The organism is Paenibacillus sp. FSL H7-0350 (genome assembly GCF_038593195.1).
GTDB lineage: Bacteria > Bacillota > Bacilli > Paenibacillales > Paenibacillaceae > Paenibacillus_AQ.
This window is the reverse complement of sequence record NZ_CP151972.1, coordinates 7,373,099-7,390,961: the sequence shown is the minus strand read 5'-3', so window position 1 is coordinate 7,390,961 and position 17,863 is coordinate 7,373,099. Positions and strand designations below refer to the sequence as shown.

The following is a 17,863-nucleotide window of genomic DNA, read 5'->3' as shown; positions in this document are numbered from 1 at the left end:
ATGAACTCCCGTTTCATCCGCGTCTCCTGCTTTTCTCCCTTGCCTCTCCCATGCAATTGCCCTTTCCGTCCGCGTCTCCTTCATCTTACAATAGATCAATAATTGGTGAGGATCGGTCATTGTAGGAAGATAGACGATAACTTATTATAGTTTCATACATGAAAGCGTTATCAAAACTGGAGTTGCTTACTGAAGAAGGGGGATGACAGACAGACAAGATGCCAGGGATTGCTTGCCCCGGCTTAGCTTCAGGAAGCAATCATACAAAGAGAATATGATGAGGAGTGAAACAATGCGCAGCCAGAGCATGAGAAGCAATTCGTTCCGGAAATTCCTTTACATCTCTCCCTTTATGCTTTTACTCGCTGTCTTTGCCTACTATCCGCTCTATGGATGGGTCTATGCATTTTTTGATTACACCCCGCCTATCCCATTGTCCCAATCTGAGTTCGTCGGCTTCAAATGGTTCCATTCTTTAGTAGAAAATCAGGTCAAGATCGACCAGTTAATGCAGGTCATCTGGAATACCTTCGGCATCAGCGGACTGGGCATCCTCTTCTCCTGGCTCCCGATGATCTTCGCCATCTTCCTGACCGAGATCAAGGCAGTCCGTTTCCGCAAATTCATCCAGACGGTCACCACGCTGCCGAACTTCATCAGTTGGGTGCTTGTGTACTCCCTCGCCTTCTCCATGTTCTCCAGTGAGGGGATGGTCAACGGCTTCCTGCATATGACTGGGCTGACCGATTCTCCAACCATGTTCCTGCAGAGTTCGGAGCATGTCTGGTGGACGATGTGGGCCTGGGCTACCTGGAAGTCACTCGGCTGGTCCGCCATTCTGTACATCGCGGCCATCATGGGCATCGACGAATCGTTATATGAAGCGGCTTATGTAGACGGGGCTACCCGGATGCAGGTTATCCGCCACGTCGTATTGCCAAGCATGATGCCAACCTACTTCGTCCTGCTGATGCTCCAGATTGCAAGCTTCCTGAATAACGGATTGGAGCAGTATTTCGTGTTCCAGAATGCGTTTAACAAGGACACTATTCAGGTTCTTGATCTATATGTGTATAACCTCGCCATGGGCGGCGGCAGCTATTCCGTCTCCGTTGCGATCAGTATGCTGAAGAGTGTAATCAGCGTGGTGCTTCTCTTTTCGGTGAACGGGCTGTCCAAAATGCTGAGAGGAGAGGGCATTGTATGAGTGACAACCAGACCAGTCTTACGCCAAACACCCGGGAGATCGACATCACCAAAAAAACGGTCAAAATGCAGGTCAGTGCTGCCGATAAAATCATCTCCACTATTATCTACATCCTATTCTCACTGTTCGCATTCATCTGCGTTTATCCGTTCTACTCGATCATTATCAATACGATCAGCGCGAACGACCTAAGCGCCAAGGGCGAAATTATTTTCTGGCCTAAGGGGATTCATTTCCAGAATTATATCGATGTGTTCAAAATCCCCGGTCTGGGCAATGCCTTTATGATCTCTCTCGGCAGAACAGTAATTGGTACGCTGCTGACCGTCGGCGCCTCGGCCTTCCTCGGATTTATGTTCGCCCAGGAGGACATGTGGGGCAAGAAATTCTGGTACCGCTTCACCATCATCACGATGTTCTTCAACGCCGGGATCATCCCTTGGTATCTGACCATGAGATCGCTGCATCTGACGGACAACTTCCTGGCTTATATTCTTCCGTCCGTAGTAGCACCCTTCTTCATTATCCTGGTCAAAACCTTCGTCGAGGCAACACCGAAGGAGCTTCAGCAGGCGGCCAGCATTGACGGCGCAGGAATCTTCACGATTTTCTACAAAATCATTCTGCCAATCAGCAAGCCGATCCTTGCAACCGTTGCCATTTTCTCGGCGGTTAACCAGTGGAACTCCTTCCAGGATACGCTCCTGCTGGTGACGGACAGTAAGCTCTACAGCTTACAGTTCATTCTGTATAACTACATCAACCAGGCAAGCTCCTTGTCGACCATGGTCAATCTGCAGAATGCCGGATCAACGGCCATGGCAACTCTGGCGACCAAGCAGACCTCTACCTCCATCCGCATGACCGTAACCATTATCGTAGTCGCACCTATTCTGCTGGTATATCCGATCTTCCAGAGATTTTTTGTAAAAGGAATTATAATTGGTGCGGTCAAAGGCTAATCCGCCAGCGCCATTTATGATACATTAAACATTCGGGGGGCTACACATGAAAACACATCATAAGCTGGGCAGAAAGTCCGCGCTGTTACTAGGGACGACCATTCTACTGGTAACAACGGCGCTAAGTGGTTGCAGCGGTAATTCCAACAATGGAGGAGCTGCTGCGGGGACGGCCGAACCCGGAACACCTACTGAGTCATCCGATCCGGGCACTAGCAATGGCATCGATCACAGCAAACCTCTAACCATTACGGTATTCGACAACGCAGCTAACTATCAAGGCGAGCAGACGGGATGGTATGGCAAGCTGCTTAAGGACAAATTCAATATCACGCTGAACATTCTGGCTCCGCAGGTAGCGGGCGACCAGCTGTACAAGACCCGCTCGGCATCCGGTGACCTCGGTGACCTCCTGATTATTGAGAACAGCCAGCTCGAGGAACTGATTCCGGCAGGCATGATTATGGATCTAACCGACATGATTAAGAACACGGAGCATCTGTCCCAATATGTAGACAATCACTTCAAGCCGTTCAATGTGGCCTTCGAGAAGCAGAATCCGGACGGTAAAATCTATGCTCTCCCGGCCTTCACCGCCGATACTTCGCCAACGACCTTTTCGGAAGAGCTGCCTTACTCCAGCCCGATTATGCCTTGGGATTATTACAAAGGAATCGGCGCTCCAAAGCTCAATAATCTGAACGACCTGATGACGGCCCTGAAGGACATGCAGGCTAAATATCCGAAGACTCCGGACGGCAAGCCGATTGTTCCGATTACGCTGTGGAAGGACTGGGACGGCGGAAGCATGGAGAATGTCCGGTGGCTGAGTAACTGGTATGGCTATGAGCAGCCGAACGGCACGACAACTATTCAATTGAATGCCAAAGGCGATATCGTTCCGATCGTGGACGACAACAGTATGTACAAGAAGATTCTGCAGTTCTATTATGACGCTAACAAAATGGGTCTCGTCGACCCGGATTCCCCTTCCCAGGACTGGAACAAGGTATCTGAGAAGCTGACCAACAAGCAGGTGCTGCTCCTGTGGTACTCCTGGCAGAGAGGCTTCTACAACACGATTGAACGCGGCAACCAGGGTGACGGCAACGTAGCCGTTCCGATCGGCGATACCCATCTGATCCAGAACAGTGATGCTTACTTCGGGAACGGCAGAGTGTTCGCCATCGGCTCCAAAGCGAAAGAGCCGGAAAGAATCATGGAACTGATGGACTGGATGTCCTCACCGGAAGGCCTGCGTTACTACACGAACGGCTTTGAGGGCTTCAACTATGAAAAGACAGCAGACGGCAAATTCAAGCTGACCGAAGTTGGTCAGACTGCATTCCAGGAAAACACCCCGGTCCCTGCTGAATACGGCGGCGGCGGTTACCAGGATGGCCAGAGTAAAGTCAACTCGATGATTATGAGTGATTTCGTGACCGACCCGGAAACCAAAGAGTTCTATAACAGCACCTACTGGGCTTCCACCATTGAAGCCAACAAGACTGCGCTGACTACAGACTGGCAGAAAACCTATGATGCTACTACTCCGACCGAGTACTATACGAAGAATAACATGATCGACATCGTGCCGAATATCAACACCAGTCTTGGCTCCGATTCCTCTGACGTCAAGAACAAACGCAGCCAGATTTCCGATTATGTCAAGAACACCTCCTGGAAAATGATCTTCGCCAAGGACCAGGCCGAATTCGACCAGCTCTGGACCAAGCTGAAGAGCGATGTCGAAGGACTCGGCTGGAACGATGTCTTCGCCGTAGACAAGGAAAGAGCAGACAAAATCGTTAAAATGCGTGCTGATGCTGTTGCCAATAAATAAGCAAATGAGCGTTACTGCGTAAGCTGTAAAAGTAAAAGAAGAGGCAGCCCCAGAGCCATTATATAATGGCTTGGGACTGCCTTTTTTGGCAACTTCCGTCTCTCAATTCCGGCCAACTAACCAACATCTCCAGCCGTTCAAGTACCTCTCGGGCAAACAACTGGATAAACGTATCTTAATTTCCCGCTTTCTAAGGATTACCCGGCAACAAGTGGAAAAAGCACAACTAATTTTGAGATTTCACCCACTTCAGGTGAATTGCGATGAATTAAGTGCCGTTTATCCAACTCCTGTTCCCGTGAGGGAGATTGGTTCATCAGCAAGTGTATAAAATCCATCTACTCCCGCGCGATTTCTTCTGCCGTAGACTCATCCGGCCAGAATAAGAGACCCCCGTTCCCGGACGCCCCCTACACCCATTAGAAAATAAGCTGAGCGAACTGGTACAAGCCGTTCTTCCAGACCGGCCAGTCGTGGTCGCCCTGCTCTTCTACCCAGATATGCGGCACATTATGTTCTAAGAAGTAAGCATGGGTGCGGTCGCTGACATACTTCAGGCTGTCCCGGTCTCCGCAGGATAACCAGAGCAGGTTAAGCGCGTCCGCGACCTTTTGCGGGTCGGGTACCAGTATCTCCGGCTCCTTCGTGTTAGGTGCCGCAGAGAAGGCTCCCACCCAGGCGAAGCGGTCCAGATTATTCAGACCCATGTTGAGCGATTGCCCTCCGCCCATGGACAACCCGGCCAGCGCACGGTGCTCCCGGTCCGTCAGCACAGAATAATTCGCTTCAATATAAGGGATCAGATCGTTCAGCAGATCAGACTCAAAGGCCCCGAAGGCTTCCAACTTGTCAGGCGCAAAGATGTCGCCCTCCGCCCGGTCGTTCTGCATCGCCCGGCCATTCGGCAGCACAACAATCATCGGCTTCAGCTTGTGATCGGCATACAGGTTGTCCAGAATAATCTGCGGCGTGCCGTGAGTGTACCATTCGTCCTCATTTCCGCCAATGCCGTGCAGCAGATACAAGACATTATATTTCTCTGTGCTGGAATAGCCGGGCGGTGTGTATACTCTAGCCTTCCGGGTGTTGCCAACTGTGGCAGAGGGATATTCGATCATCGTGATCTTACCACGCTCAATCCCTGCTTTCTCCTGATCATATCCCGCTGCTTGTATTGTATACTTCTGATGGTTCATGTCCAAAGCTGCTCATTCCTCTCATAGATTATATGTATATCTCTACACTTTGTTTATTCGATAAACTAAGTGTTAAATCCTGCTGAGGAACCTGCTGCGAAAAAATATATATGGAGCATGGAAATCCATTTATAACGCCTGTACGGACTAGATTTGACGTTCATACACATACGAATGGACTGGAATAATCTCCACCGGCTGCAGGGATTGATATAGAGCATTAGCCTCAGCAGAAAACCCCGTGATATAGGCCGTTGTCACCCCTTGCTCCTTCAGCCGCAAGAAACACGCGGTAACCACCGCTTTACCGAAGCCGCGTTGCCGGTAATCCGGGTGGGTCCCAATCGTCTCTATAACCGCGAACTCGTTATCCTGATCTACGAATCCGAAACAGAAGGCGACAGGCCGCCCTTTATCATCCACTACCGAGAAATCAAGCTCCGCCTTATAGGACTTTAGATCTTTTCTCCAGTACTCTATGCTCCCTACATTGGAATTCCCGGGAGAAAAGATCTGCTCAATCAATTCACTCTTCGCGCATTCGTCTGTCCCTTCCGCCATTGAGCGGATATAGAATCCTTCTTCCAGCTTCAAAGTGTAATCCGTATCCGCAAGATCATACCTTCGGGTATTCCCGATATGAGAATCTTGCACAAATCCTTGGTCTAATAATGCCTGAACCTCCAGACCATAGGGATAGCAATCGGTGTTAAGCTTCTTTTTCCCTTCGCCCCATACCTTCCGGGCCCATTCCACCATCTCGCCTGCCAGCTGCGGATCATCCGGGTGGACAATTAAGCTGAAGAAGCTGCCCCCCGATTCGGAAATGAACAAGCCTATGATCTCACCAGCTTCATTCTTCCATAGGTGTGCATTATGCTCCTTGAAATTAGGATCTGTACTCTTGGGCGCTTCGTACCGGTTCCAGAACTCGAATCTGACAAATTCCCAAGTCTGAAGCTTACCCGTCAAAGGTACCATTTTTCTCAAAAAGGCATGAACATTGTTGAAGTTTTCCTCGGTGTCTAGGTACTTTTCATTGAATGTCTTCATCTCTTCATCTCCCTTCGACTCTCATCATTTCATCCTTCTTCCATTATATGTAGGCTCACTTCACCTTCATAGGCAGAGATCGGCTATAACCATCTGTACTATTGCATCACCATTGTTGCACTTCATGCAGAATTTCTCATTTCATGCACCACACAAAAGCCTGTCCCCAGGGACAGGCTCTCAGCCATAACCATTCCGTTCTACAGCACTATTTTCAACGCAGCATTCTCTGTTAATTCAAACGGTCCAGGCGTCACATTCGAGTCCGGACGTTGCTTACCGAAGAAGTCGCGGTCGAACCGGTACGGTGAGCCGTCCGGCTCCTCATAGCGCATCTCGGCGTGATAGCTTCTGCCCAGCAGATTCGTGGTGACCACGGTCGGCGCGGCTGCACGCAGCAGCTCAGGGTTCACGATATGCACCTGCACCTTGCCGGAAGCCGGATCAACCTCAATCTCAATGCCTTTGTCAGCATAGACCTTCGCGCTGCGCTCATGCGCACCCGGCACCGCATCTTTCAGATACAGATTGCCTTGAATGGCTACAGGAAGGGCCATCTGTTCGGGATGGAACGGCTTCCCGGAATCGATCATCGCTTTGATCTCTGCCTTGGTGTATTCCCACCACTGCTTATCCAGCGCATTCGGGTGCTCGTCATAGCCGCCCAGTCCAACAGGATGCAGATAACAGCGGGAATTATCCGGGATACCGTCCATTACCCTCTCACCGTTATCATTAAGCTGCTCTCTCGGGGCAAGCGGCAGATGCTCGAAGAACGTCATCGGCACAACCTCATTGTCCTTGTCCTCATCACGCAGGAAGATATTGTTATAATATCGGTCATCTCCGCCCGTGAAGTTGCTGTACCCGGCAATGGCTGTCTCATGCGGCATATGGTACGGCGTGTATCGGGTAAGCTCAGGGCGCACTACGAACCTGCCAGCGAACAGATTATGGACGAACGCGCCGCCCTGGGCCATATTGCGGAAGTTCATCGGCGACAGGAACAGGTTGTGATCGACCATATAAGGACCGTGGCAGACCTCCATGAAGAAATCCTCGGACAGGTTGTCGTAGAATACGTTCCGGCTGATACGGGTGCCCTGTGCCTGCCAGTCCAGCCATAACGCCCGGTAGGAGCTGTAAATAACATTGTCGCAAATTTGGGTATCCAGTGAAGCATGGAGCTTGATTCCGCCGACCTCTGCCCCGTGGAAAATCCGCTTATGATGGATATTATAAATCCGGTTCTGGACAATCTGACTGAAGGCCCCGCCCAAATGGCCGACTACTCCGGCCTGCTCACAATCATGAATTACATTATTGCGGACGATATGACTTCCAATGTTGTCCTTATGCCAATCCTGGCGGAGTGCGCGGAAAATAACCTCCTGCTCCCGCTGCGTCCCGCCCTTCATCCGGCCATTTGACCACTCGTTGTGCCCGGTTGAGATTTCTTTGCCCAGGCTCACCCCTGTACATTTGGACTCGCAGATGTGGTTGTCCTCAATGATCCAGCCCTTGCTCCAATGGGGTCCAATCAACCCTTCCTGCAACGCCGTCGGCGGTGCCCATTGAGGAGATGCCTGGCGGAGTGTGAAGCCCTTGACGGTTATATAACCCCGTCCCGTCTGCTCCGGCCAGAAGCAATAAGGACGAACGCTGATCTCCACATTCTCCCGGCGCGGGTCCTTGCCCCCGAAGCTCGCCCATATCCTGGTGGAAGCCGCTCCTGCTTCTGCATACCACTGGAGCAGAGAGTCCGCCGGGTACTTGGCCTGCGGCCAAACCTTAGGATCGCGCAGCTTGGTAACGCTATCACATTCATACAGCGATTTGCCGTCCAGATAGACCTCCCCCAGATGCGGCTCGAACGCCCCTTCGAACAGCCAGTCGCCATACAATTTCTCCTTGAAAGGATTGCGCACAGCAAACAGGCTGTTCGGCACCTCCGCGCTCCAGACACCGTCTCCTTCATCCTGCCAGTCTGCCACCGGCTCAGCGCCTGTGATGACAACCTCCCCATCTCCGGCAGCCTGATAGATAATCCTCTGATCCTCAGTCCCTCCGTTAGCCGGGCTCACCCATTCCCTGTATGTCCCCGCATGAACGGTGACCGTATCTCCTGGCTCCGCCAGCGCCGCAGCGCGGGAGATGGAGCGGAAAGGCTGATCCGCTGTACCCGGAGCCTGATCGCTCCCTTGCATTGCAACATGATATTCCATATGAACATCCTCCTCTTTCTTATATGTCATATGGACATTTTAAATGAAAATACTTTATTATGCTATAACCATGTATACAATCCCAAGTGGAAACGGCTTTGCCGTCCTTTTTAAGGATGGTACCGTTTCAGCGGGAAATAGAAGGAAAGTTATCGTGTGCAACATATAAATTCTTATATTTTAATAGAAAAGACCGCAGGCCTTGTACATCCGGCATACGATCCTTCTATGATAATTACCCCTAAGGAAGAACTCTTATATACAATTATATACCCTACCCTTTAACCCCTCCGACCATCATGCCTTTGACAAAATACTTCTGCAGGAACGGGTACACCATAATAATCGGTACGGAAGCTACAATCGTCATCGTTGCCCGCACGGACATTGGCGTGACCGCATTCTGCTGGCCTCCGGTAGCCCCCTGGATCATTCCGTCCAGCGAAGAGGTGCCGGTGGTGGTATTGGAGTTCTGCAGAATCTTCTGCAGCTCGTATTGCAGGGTGCTCAGCTTCTCATCCGAGGAATTGTAGAGGAACACATCGAACCACGAATTCCACTGGAACACCCCTGAGAACAGCGCCACCGTGGCAAGGACAGGCACTGTTAGCGGCAGAATGAGGCTGAAGAAGGTCCGGTAATCCCCCGCCCCGTCAATTTTCGCCGATTCGATGATGCTCTCCGGCAGATTTTCAATGAAGGAACGGATAATAATCAGGTTGAACACCCCGATGATCCCCGGAAGAATGTAGACCCAGAAGCTGCCGACCAGTCCCATATCCCGTATCAGCAGATAATTGGGAATCAGGCCGCCGTTGAAGTACATCGTCATGATAAAAGCTACCGTGATGAATTTGCGCAGCACATAATCCTGTCTGCTAAGCGTGTAGGCCAGCATGGCCGAGCAGAAGACGGTGACTACCGTTCCGATCACGGTGCGCAGCACGGAGATGAAGGTCGCATGAAAAATCGTGGCCTCTCTCAGAATATAAGTGTAATTCGCAAGCGTCCATTCTCTGGGCAGCAGGTAGATTCCGCCTTTGATAGAGTCTTGCGCGTTGTTAAGCGACACTGCAAGGACATTCACGAACGGATACAGGGTAACGATCATTAGTGCGATCATGAAGCAGTAGTTGCCAATGACAAACAAGCGGTCGCCGGTGGAGGAGCTTATTCGGGGCTTGCGTTTTTTCTTCTGGACAGCTGCGGTTTCCATGCCTGCGCCTCCTTTATTAATACAGTCTGGCTTCGCCCATACGCTTCGCGGCATTGTTCGCCATGAACAGCAGGATGAAGCTGACGACCGTCTTGAACATTCCCGCTGCGATGGACAGGGAGAAGTTACTCTGGGCAATTCCGTATTTCAGCACGAATATGTCAATGTTCTCGGAATAGTCCACATTCATGCCGTTACCCAGCAGGTACTGCGGCTCGAATCCCGATTCCAGCAGATATCCGATATTCATAATGAGCAGGACAATCACAACAGACTTGATGCCCGGAAGCGTGACATAGATCATTTTCTTGAACCGGTTCGCGCCGTCGATCTCTGCTGCTTCATACTGCGTGGGATCAATTGTCGTCATAGCGGCCAGGTAGACGATGGTGTTCCAGCCGATGTCCTTCCAGACGGAGCTGGCTCCGAAGATGGTCCAGAAGTATTCCGGGATTCCCAGGAACAGAATTTCATTGCCGCGGTCAAGGAAGCCCAGACCCACCAGCAGCTGGTTAATGGTACCATCCGGGGACAGCGTCGTCTGAATGATACTTGCTGCTACCACCCAGGAGATAAAATGCGGCAAATAACTGACAGTCTGCACTACACGCTTGAACGCAATATTGCGTATTTCATTAAGCAGCAAGGCCAGGGTGATCGCAGTGACGAAGCCGAAGAACAGGTTGATCGAGCTCATCGCCAGCGTATTGCGTAACACCCGGAGGAAGCGGTCGTCCCCGAACAGAAATTTGAAATGCTCGAAGCCAATCCAGGTCTGCTCCATGAACTTCCTGGCCGGCTTATAATCCTGGAAGGCAATGCTCCAGCCCCACAAGGGCAAGTATTTGAATACAAACAGCCAGATTAGAAAAGGGACCGACATCACTGCCAAGGCCCGCTGCTGGTCCAGCTTTTTGAAAAACAACCGCATCCGGCCCGGCTCCTTATCCGCCGCCGGCCGGGATAACGCAGGTACCGTATTTTTATCCATCCGTATCTCTCTCCTTCAGCGCACCGGGTGTCTAAGCGGCAAGCAGGAAAGACCAGCACCTCGGTGCAGCCCTGGTCTTTCCCGCCGGTTCCGGCTATTGGTTCGCCATTTCTACCTTCGCTTTGACTTGCTCAGTGGTCCATTTCTCATAACCCGCAGTATCCAGCTTGCCGAATTCCTTCATGTATTCCTCCCAGACTGCATCGAACTTATCGGGAGTCGTCAGCACCAGCTTAGGGAAATATTTCTTCGTCATTTCATCCTTGCTGGCTTCCCAGAGCTGTTCCGGGGAATTCTGCTCCTTCGCGAAGCCCCACGCCGGGAAGTATGGACGCGGAACCGGTTCAGCGAACAGCTGGCTGTAGGTCTGTACGCCGTATTTCTCTAAGATCGCCTTATCCTTGTCGGTCAGCGTCATCTGGAAGACCTCGGGCTGGCTGGCAACATTCTTGGCATTTCCGTCAGCCAGGGTAGAGGTGGCATTGTACATCGGCCAGTTCCAGCTGAAGTATTTGAAGCCGAAGCTCTCTCTGAACGGCTCGTCAATCTTGTCGATCTGCTCCTGCGTACGGTAGTAGCGGCCCTTCTCATTCACTTCATACGTCTCGCCTTTGATACCCCAAGACATCAGGGTCTGGTTCTCTTCGGTCAGCATGTTGTCGAAGAACTGGATGATGCGGACCGGATCTTTGGCACTGACGGTAATCCCGATTCCGCGGTTCGTTACAAGGCCTCCTGGCGGATCAAGATAAGCATCTGGCGTGCCCTCCTCGAAGGTTACCGGCAGCGGGAAGTACTTGAAACCGTCCAGGGAAGGATCTTTACGGGCGGCGTCCTTCAGCACATTCAGCGCATTATCCACCTGCCAGCGGTAGTCAAAGAAGCCGAGCACCTTGTGGGAAGTTAATTTGGCGATATACTGGTCATAGTTATCGACGAAGGAGGCTTTATCGAACAGACCGGCAGCATTGAGGTCATTCAGCGCCTTCAGCCACTTTTTGGTGGACTCAGCACCGGCATAGGTCTTGGCTTCCCAGGTATTGGTATCCACGGTAACGTTGCCGTCATTCGGATAACCCATCAGATGCATCGGCGGGTTGGAGGTGGCGAAGAATCTCCAGTCATGCGTAAGAGAGACCATCCCCGTCAGATTCTCATCCTTGTGCTTGTCGCGGTAATTCTTAATCAGCTCTATATATTGATCCAGCGTCTTGATCTTCGGATAACCTGCTTCCTCCAGCACACGGCGCTGAACCCAGAATCCCGCCCCGGCTTCCGGCTCAGGAATGAAATCGTTCACCTGGGCAGCAATCGGCAGGAAATAGATTTTACCGTCCTTGGAGCGCATCTGATTCAGGGATTTGCCATAGACACGCTGGATGTTCGGCCCGTACTTCTCGATCAGCTCATCGAGCGGGATGAATGCGCCGGCATTAAGCACTTCCTCTATAGCGGCATCGGGAATCAGCACATCCGGGTAATCGTTGGCGGCAATCATGGTTCCAATCTTGGTATTGAGGTCGCCCACCACGAATTCCAGCTTGAAATTGACACCGGTCTGATCCTCCAGCAGCTTCCCGATGGTCGTCTCATTGGTATTTCCATCCTTCGAGCCGGCCACCCCGTTGAAGATTTTGAATGTTACCTTATCTTGCTTGGGTTCGGTCTCTGTGGTAGCAGCGGCGCTTGTCGGCTCCGTCGTCCCTGTATTATTCTTCTTGGCATTATTAGGCCCCGAGCAAGCTGTCACCACGGATAATGAGACGACTGCCGTCAGAGCAAGAAGCCATATTCTCTTGCTTTTACCCATTGCCTGTACTCCCCCTTGTAGATTCATGGTTTAGTGCTCCTTTAGTATAAAAGCGTTTACATTCCTTCGTTACCCGTAAAATTATGGCTTCTCCTTTGTAAACTATGGATTCGCCGGGATTCTCAGCTCAATCCGTGTCCCTTCCCCCGGTCTGCTGTCCACCTGGAAGACTGCGCGCCCGCCATACAGCATGGTCACCCTGTAGATTACATTTTGTATACCGATACGCTCGCCGATAATCCCCTCCATGTCGAGGTATCCGTAGAGAGTGTCAACCTGCTCACTGCTCATGCCAATCCCGTTGTCCGACACTTGGAAGACCACCTCATCCCCCGTCACGCTGATGCGGATCTCAATGCTGCCGCCTTTTTTGAGCGGCTCGATGCCATGAATACTGGCGTTCTCCACGAAGGGCAGGAACACCATCTTGGGGACTATACAGGCGTAGGCTTCGGGCTGCACCTCGATATGGTAGCTCAGCTTATCCTCGAACCGGTATTTCTGGATATCCAGAAAACAGTGAATAAAACCCAGCTCCTCCTCCACGCTCACCCACTCCTTATTCCAGGTCAATGAGCTACGCAGGATCATCGCCATGCTCTGGATGATTTTGGCCGTCTCGTTCTCCTGCTTCAGCAGGCTCCGCATCCGAATCGTCTCCAGCGCATTGAACAGGAAGTGCGGGTTAATCTGGCTCTGCAGAGCATTAAGCTGCGCCTTCCGCCGCTCCAGCTCCAGCGACTTCTTCTGAATCTCCGTTAGATACACATCGTTAATCAGAGCCTTAATCTGCATAATCATACTGTTGAACTCCAGGGTCAGCTGGCCGATCTCATCGCGCGACTCCCCGTGCATGATCATCTGGAACTGCTGCGTCTTAACCTTTTTCATATGCTTCAGGATCTCAATAATCCGGAGGTTGATCGAGCGGGTAATGATCAGAATAATAACGGTAGGGACAAGCATCATCAGGCAGGCCGACCACAGGATGAAATAGCGGGATTTCAGCACCTCCTTGATGATCTCCTTCTCATTGACCGTACCGACGATCCGCCAGCCGGACAAATAGCTGATACTGCCATATCCCTTCTCGAAATCAATGATATGCTCCTGCTTCAGTGAGGCATACAGCTGCTGCTCCTTCCCCCGCCAGTCTATGGCCCGGTTAGTTGTATATTCAATCCGGCCCTCCGGCCCCAGCAGATACACATCCCCGTGTACGTTCAGATTAGCGAAGACCTCCATCAGATCAATCGTCTTAAAATCAATCTTCACCAGCTTCTCCTTGAGCATCCGGTCCGCGAAATAATCCATCCGCCGCAGCAGCGAGAACGACTGGAACCGGCCGCCTGCATCCTCGATGCGGACGAACAGCGGCTGGGAGGAAGCCTCCTGCATCCATTCCTTATACCAGAGGCTCTCCCGGATCTCCCTGGACAGGATACCGATATTCCCGGAATTCAGCAGTGTGGGGTTATCCACATAGAGGGTCTTGTTTTGCAGCGAGGAAGAGAACGGAGAATAGTTGTTCAGGGTGGACCGCAGATAGAGGTCGTAGGCCTCAACATAGTCTTCGGTCTGTGTGAAGTTACGGTCAAGCACCTCATTGGTCTTGTAATCCGCGTAGAAAAAAGAGGATAACCCCACGGCCTGATCCACGATCAGCCGGAACTCATTCTTGATCTGCTCCACCGCCAGATCGATGTCCTTGATCCGCTGCGCCTTTACATTTCCGGTAATCGTGTTGTAGAAGATCACATTTGTGAGAATGATCGGAGCGATGACCCCGAGGAAATAGACGAGAAACATTTTATTCCTGAGCCGGATATTATTCAGCAGCTTCATGCTGTGCCCCCTCCTGGCATTAACGGTTGCCCGTCCGGTTTCGGTACTCTGTCGGCGTTCTCTGCTCCAGTTTCTCGAACTGGGTGACGAAATAATCGGCATTCTTGAAGCCGACCTGCTCGGCAATTTCATAGATTCGCAGATCGGTCTGCCGCAGCAGCTTTTTGGCCTCGGTGATGCGCAGCTGGAGCAGGTAGTCATTGAAGTACATGCCGTAATTCTTCTTGAACACCTGGCCAAGATAGGCTGAGTTCATATAGAACTGGCCTGCGATCTGCTTGAGGTTCAGATTCTCATGGAAGTTCCGGTCCACGTAGCACTTGATCCGGTACAGCCCGCTGCTGCCATAGCTCTGGTACAGCCCTTGAATCCGCTCCGCCGCTTCCAGCGCAAAAGCTTCGAACAGGGACCTCAGCTCCGCCAGCGTGATGTTATGATCCGTCCAATTCATCATCGGGACAAGACTTGCCAGCTGCTTCTCATCCCCCTCCATGCTCCGTATGGTATGCAACACACTATGGACGCATTGAATGGCAACCGCCTTCATCGCTTCCCGGGAGAACAGCTTCTCCTGAAATTCTGTGAACAGCTTACCGATCGCATCCATCATCTCTGCCTGCTTATTCTCCTCAATCGCTTCAATCAGCGCCTGAAACACCTCGCTGCTGGCATGAATATAGTTCAGGGACAGACCGGCAATATCCGAGGACATCAGGATTGGCTGGGCAGGCCGGACATATTTGTACTCCACAGTCTCCTTAGCCGAGGTATAGGAATGCTTCAGCTCCTGGAGTGAGCTTACCGGCCCGCCCGTATACGCCTGAATCTCCAGGGGGTAGAGCTGGTAGAGCAGGCTCAGACCATCTGTCAGGAAGGTGCGCAGCTCTCCCTTATGGTTCGCCAGATAATGATCCGGCACAATGAAGCCGAAGAACCGCCGATGTCCGTAGACAATAGGAGTCTCTGCTGTGAGCTGCTGCACCGCCTGCCGGATCGCCTCCTTCAGCTCTGCCTTCCCGGGCATAGGCTGACCGCTCCAAGGGAACACATTGTTCACCTCCAGCAGCACATAGGTGAACTGGCGGGCTCCCGCCTCTATCCACTGCTGCTCCCAGGCATCAAGCGCCTCATCCGCCGCTCCCCCCCGGATCAGCGCCTCCAGCCGCTTCTCTCCCTCATGGATGCTCAGCTGGTCATGGAGTTGCTTGCGCGCAGTGAATTGATCGCGAAATTTATGAAGCGCTTTCACAATTTCATGCTCATTAATCGGCTTCAGCACATAGTCCAGCACGCCATACCGGACCGCCTGCTGGGCATACCGGAAATCGTTATATCCGCTGATAATGATAAACTCCGTTCCAAGCTGCTCCTCCGTCACCGCCTCAATCAGCCCGATGCCATCCAGGACCGGCATGCGGATATCAGTAATCACGAGCTGCGGCCGCTTAGCCCGGATCAGCTCCAGCGCATCCTCCCCGTTGTCCGCCTCATCCACAATCTGAAACCCGCTGCCTGCCCAGTCAATCATTCCAATCAGGCCCTTGCGGACAAACAGCTCATCGTCAACAATAATGATCCCGTACATATTGGCATCCACTCCTCCAGTACAATCTTGAAAAAAAGGGAACCCCGGCCTAAGTGAATGGTCAAGGGTTCCCGGATGTCAAGGAATATTATAGAGTTAGACGGGCCTGGAGTCTAGCCTACGATGACTTCCATCGATACCTGCTTCAGGCCCGGATTCAGGTCCTTCTCTTCGGTAAGATCCAGAACCGGAGCACCATCAATGTCAAAATGCACACGCCGCAGGCCGGAGCTTCGTGGTCCCTCGATTCCCGGTCTGGCGTGGTAGGCGTTCCAGATCACCCCGTCCTCGTCCGTTACATAGGAATTATGACCCGGACCATATTCCCCCGCCACACTTCTGGAGGTCAGCAGCGGATAATTGCCCTTGGTCCAGCTGTTGATATCCAGCAGATCAGCCCCTTTGTCTGCGGTCAGCAGACCGACCACATAAGTGGCATCCACCGCTGCACTGGCAAAAGTCACGTACAGCTTGTCTTCAGTGTACAGAGCAAACGGACCTTCATCCACGAACGTATGGTTATTGGCCCAGCCGTAATCCGGCCGGGTCAGCAGCACCGGATCACTGGTCAGCTTCCACGGCTCCTGCGGGTCAATCGTGGCGATGTAGACCCAGGCTCCCAGATCCACCGGCAGGAATTGGCGCTCCGACCATGCGGCATAGAGCTGGCCGTTCCAGCGGATGACGGTCATATCCAGCGAAATTGTTGCGCCTGCTTCGCACAGATAGCTTCCATCCTTCTTCACTACCCGGCGGGGCCTGGACCAGTCCGCAGCATTCATGGGATTGCCTCCCGGACTCAGCTTCATCACATGTGATTCTTCATGGAAGAACTCGCCGGGTGTTGCAGCATGGAAAATATACAGCTCTTCTTCAATGATATGGAGTTCCGGCGCCCACAGCAGGCCGCCAATCTCTTCATAAGTGAAGGCATCGAGGATCAAGGCTTCCTCGGCTGTCACCAGACCAGGAATCGTATCGGCTTCCCTCATATACAACGTATGTTCCTTATCCGCATCATTAGTCGCAATGAAGTAATATTTCCCCTTCCACTCTGCAATGCAGGGGTCCGCACGGTTAAGTGCAATCGGGAATGGAAAGTGATCCTGATGGATCTCCCCGGAGATGCTGTAGGTTCCGGCCTTGTCCCAGTTGATGGCATCCGTGTTCCAACGGACTCTTTTGGCAGCCTCCGTTCCATCACTGTATAGGGCCGTTGCCCGGATCGCCTTCACATCCTCCACCGATGCCGCATTCACACGGTCCGGTACTACGACAGCAATGTTCTCCGGTACCGTAAGCTTGCAGAAGAGTCTGCGGGCTATCTCGGCGGAGACAGCGATCCTATTACGCGGCTGGATTCCTTCGATATCAGTCTGCACAGCTTCCAGCGTGAACGGCTCCGCTTCCACCGGTGCTGAGACATTCGTAAGGCTCATGATGTCAGCAGTGAAATTCTCATAGCCTTGGCCCTGCCCGTCTACCCAACGGATCAAGTAACCGTTCCGCTCCGGGTCGTAGGTGCAAGAGACATCGCTTACATGAGTGTCTGCCTTAAGCTCCAGCAGTCCAATCTCACTGTATTGCAGCAGATCGGCTGAAGAGAACAGCAGAACCTTCCCCTTGCTTTGTTCATCTGCTTCCCCGTCAGCCTCGGTGCGCACAGCAATGACGCCGAAATTCCCGTCTGCCAAGTAGAAAAGATACGGCTTCTTCAGGCTTTTGGCCCGGAGCGTCCCATCCTCATTCTCCTTCGCCTTGGCGAACAGGACACCCGAGTTATGATTCAATGCCTGATACTGGCCCCCATCGGTCTTATAAGCCAGGTGCATACTGTAAGCCAGCTTCGAAGCATACACGATATCCTCCTGCGGCAGTCTTGTATAGCAAAGGATATCTTTCCGATCTTCGTTTTGTTGTGGTATCATGG

At 52.1% G+C, this 17,863-nt stretch carries 12 protein-coding genes; 3 read left to right on the top strand and 9 right to left on the bottom strand.

From position 1 onward, the window contains the following. Nucleotides 1-307: 307 nt before the first annotated feature. Genes NYE24_RS33015 through NYE24_RS33005 form a run of 3 tightly spaced genes read left to right on the top strand, consistent with a single transcriptional unit; the run spans nucleotide 308 to nucleotide 4,012 of the window. On the top strand, nucleotides 308-1,207 hold the full coding sequence (locus tag NYE24_RS33015; protein ID WP_342477666.1) for an ABC transporter permease subunit: 900 nt from the start codon (nucleotides 308-310) through the stop codon (nucleotides 1,205-1,207). After that, the gene (locus tag NYE24_RS33010; protein ID WP_200869192.1) at nucleotides 1,204-2,169 is read left to right on the top strand and encodes a carbohydrate ABC transporter permease; all 966 of its coding nucleotides are present in this window, start codon (nucleotides 1,204-1,206) and stop codon (nucleotides 2,167-2,169) included. The genes NYE24_RS33015 and NYE24_RS33010 overlap by 4 nt, the downstream gene beginning before the upstream one ends. A gap of 46 nt (nucleotides 2,170-2,215) precedes the next feature. Further along, nucleotides 2,216-4,012 carry a hypothetical protein gene (locus tag NYE24_RS33005; protein ID WP_342477665.1) on the top strand — a complete coding sequence of 599 codons (1,797 nt, stop codon included), beginning with the start codon at nucleotides 2,216-2,218 and terminating at the stop codon, nucleotides 4,010-4,012. A 419-nt stretch (nucleotides 4,013-4,431) separates the two neighbouring features. Here NYE24_RS33005 and NYE24_RS33000 read toward each other — a convergent pair whose 3' ends face one another. The 9 genes from NYE24_RS33000 to NYE24_RS32960 all read right to left on the bottom strand — a co-directional run bounded on the left by NYE24_RS33000 (nucleotide 4,432) and on the right by NYE24_RS32960 (nucleotide 17,861). Continuing rightward, nucleotides 4,432-5,208 carry an alpha/beta hydrolase-fold protein gene (locus NYE24_RS33000; protein WP_342477664.1) on the bottom strand — a complete coding sequence of 259 codons (777 nt, stop codon included), beginning with the start codon at nucleotides 5,206-5,208 and terminating at the stop codon, nucleotides 4,432-4,434. A gap of 147 nt (nucleotides 5,209-5,355) precedes the next feature. Further along, nucleotides 5,356-6,261 carry a GNAT family N-acetyltransferase gene (locus tag NYE24_RS32995; protein WP_342477663.1) on the bottom strand — a complete coding sequence of 302 codons (906 nt, stop codon included), beginning with the start codon at nucleotides 6,259-6,261 and terminating at the stop codon, nucleotides 5,356-5,358. A 200-nt stretch (nucleotides 6,262-6,461) separates the two neighbouring features. Continuing rightward, entirely contained in the window at nucleotides 6,462-8,486 is a 2,025-nt protein-coding gene (locus tag NYE24_RS32990) for a right-handed parallel beta-helix repeat-containing protein (RefSeq protein WP_342477662.1), read from the bottom strand. A gap of 274 nt (nucleotides 8,487-8,760) precedes the next feature. Continuing rightward, nucleotides 8,761-9,702 carry a carbohydrate ABC transporter permease gene (locus NYE24_RS32985; protein ID WP_051493316.1) on the bottom strand — a complete coding sequence of 314 codons (942 nt, stop codon included), beginning with the start codon at nucleotides 9,700-9,702 and terminating at the stop codon, nucleotides 8,761-8,763. A gap of 16 nt (nucleotides 9,703-9,718) precedes the next feature. Next, nucleotides 9,719-10,633, bottom strand: a complete 915-nt coding sequence (locus tag NYE24_RS32980) for an ABC transporter permease subunit (RefSeq protein WP_342479339.1) — start codon at nucleotides 10,631-10,633, stop codon at nucleotides 9,719-9,721. A 154-nt stretch (nucleotides 10,634-10,787) separates the two neighbouring features. Then, a complete protein-coding gene (locus NYE24_RS32975) occupies nucleotides 10,788-12,530 on the bottom strand; it encodes an ABC transporter substrate-binding protein (RefSeq protein ID WP_235218376.1) in 1,743 nt (580 codons plus the stop codon). 75 nt (nucleotides 12,531-12,605) lie between these two features. Further along, entirely contained in the window at nucleotides 12,606-14,348 is a 1,743-nt protein-coding gene (locus NYE24_RS32970) for a sensor histidine kinase (protein WP_036693430.1), read from the bottom strand. Nucleotides 14,349-14,367: 19 nt separating this feature from the next. Next, nucleotides 14,368-15,933, bottom strand: a complete 1,566-nt coding sequence (locus NYE24_RS32965) for a response regulator (protein ID WP_036693432.1) — start codon at nucleotides 15,931-15,933, stop codon at nucleotides 14,368-14,370. Between the two features lie 113 nt (nucleotides 15,934-16,046). After that, nucleotides 16,047-17,861, bottom strand: a complete 1,815-nt coding sequence (locus NYE24_RS32960; protein WP_342477661.1) for a family 43 glycosylhydrolase — start codon at nucleotides 17,859-17,861, stop codon at nucleotides 16,047-16,049. Nucleotides 17,862-17,863 lie beyond the last annotated feature (2 nt).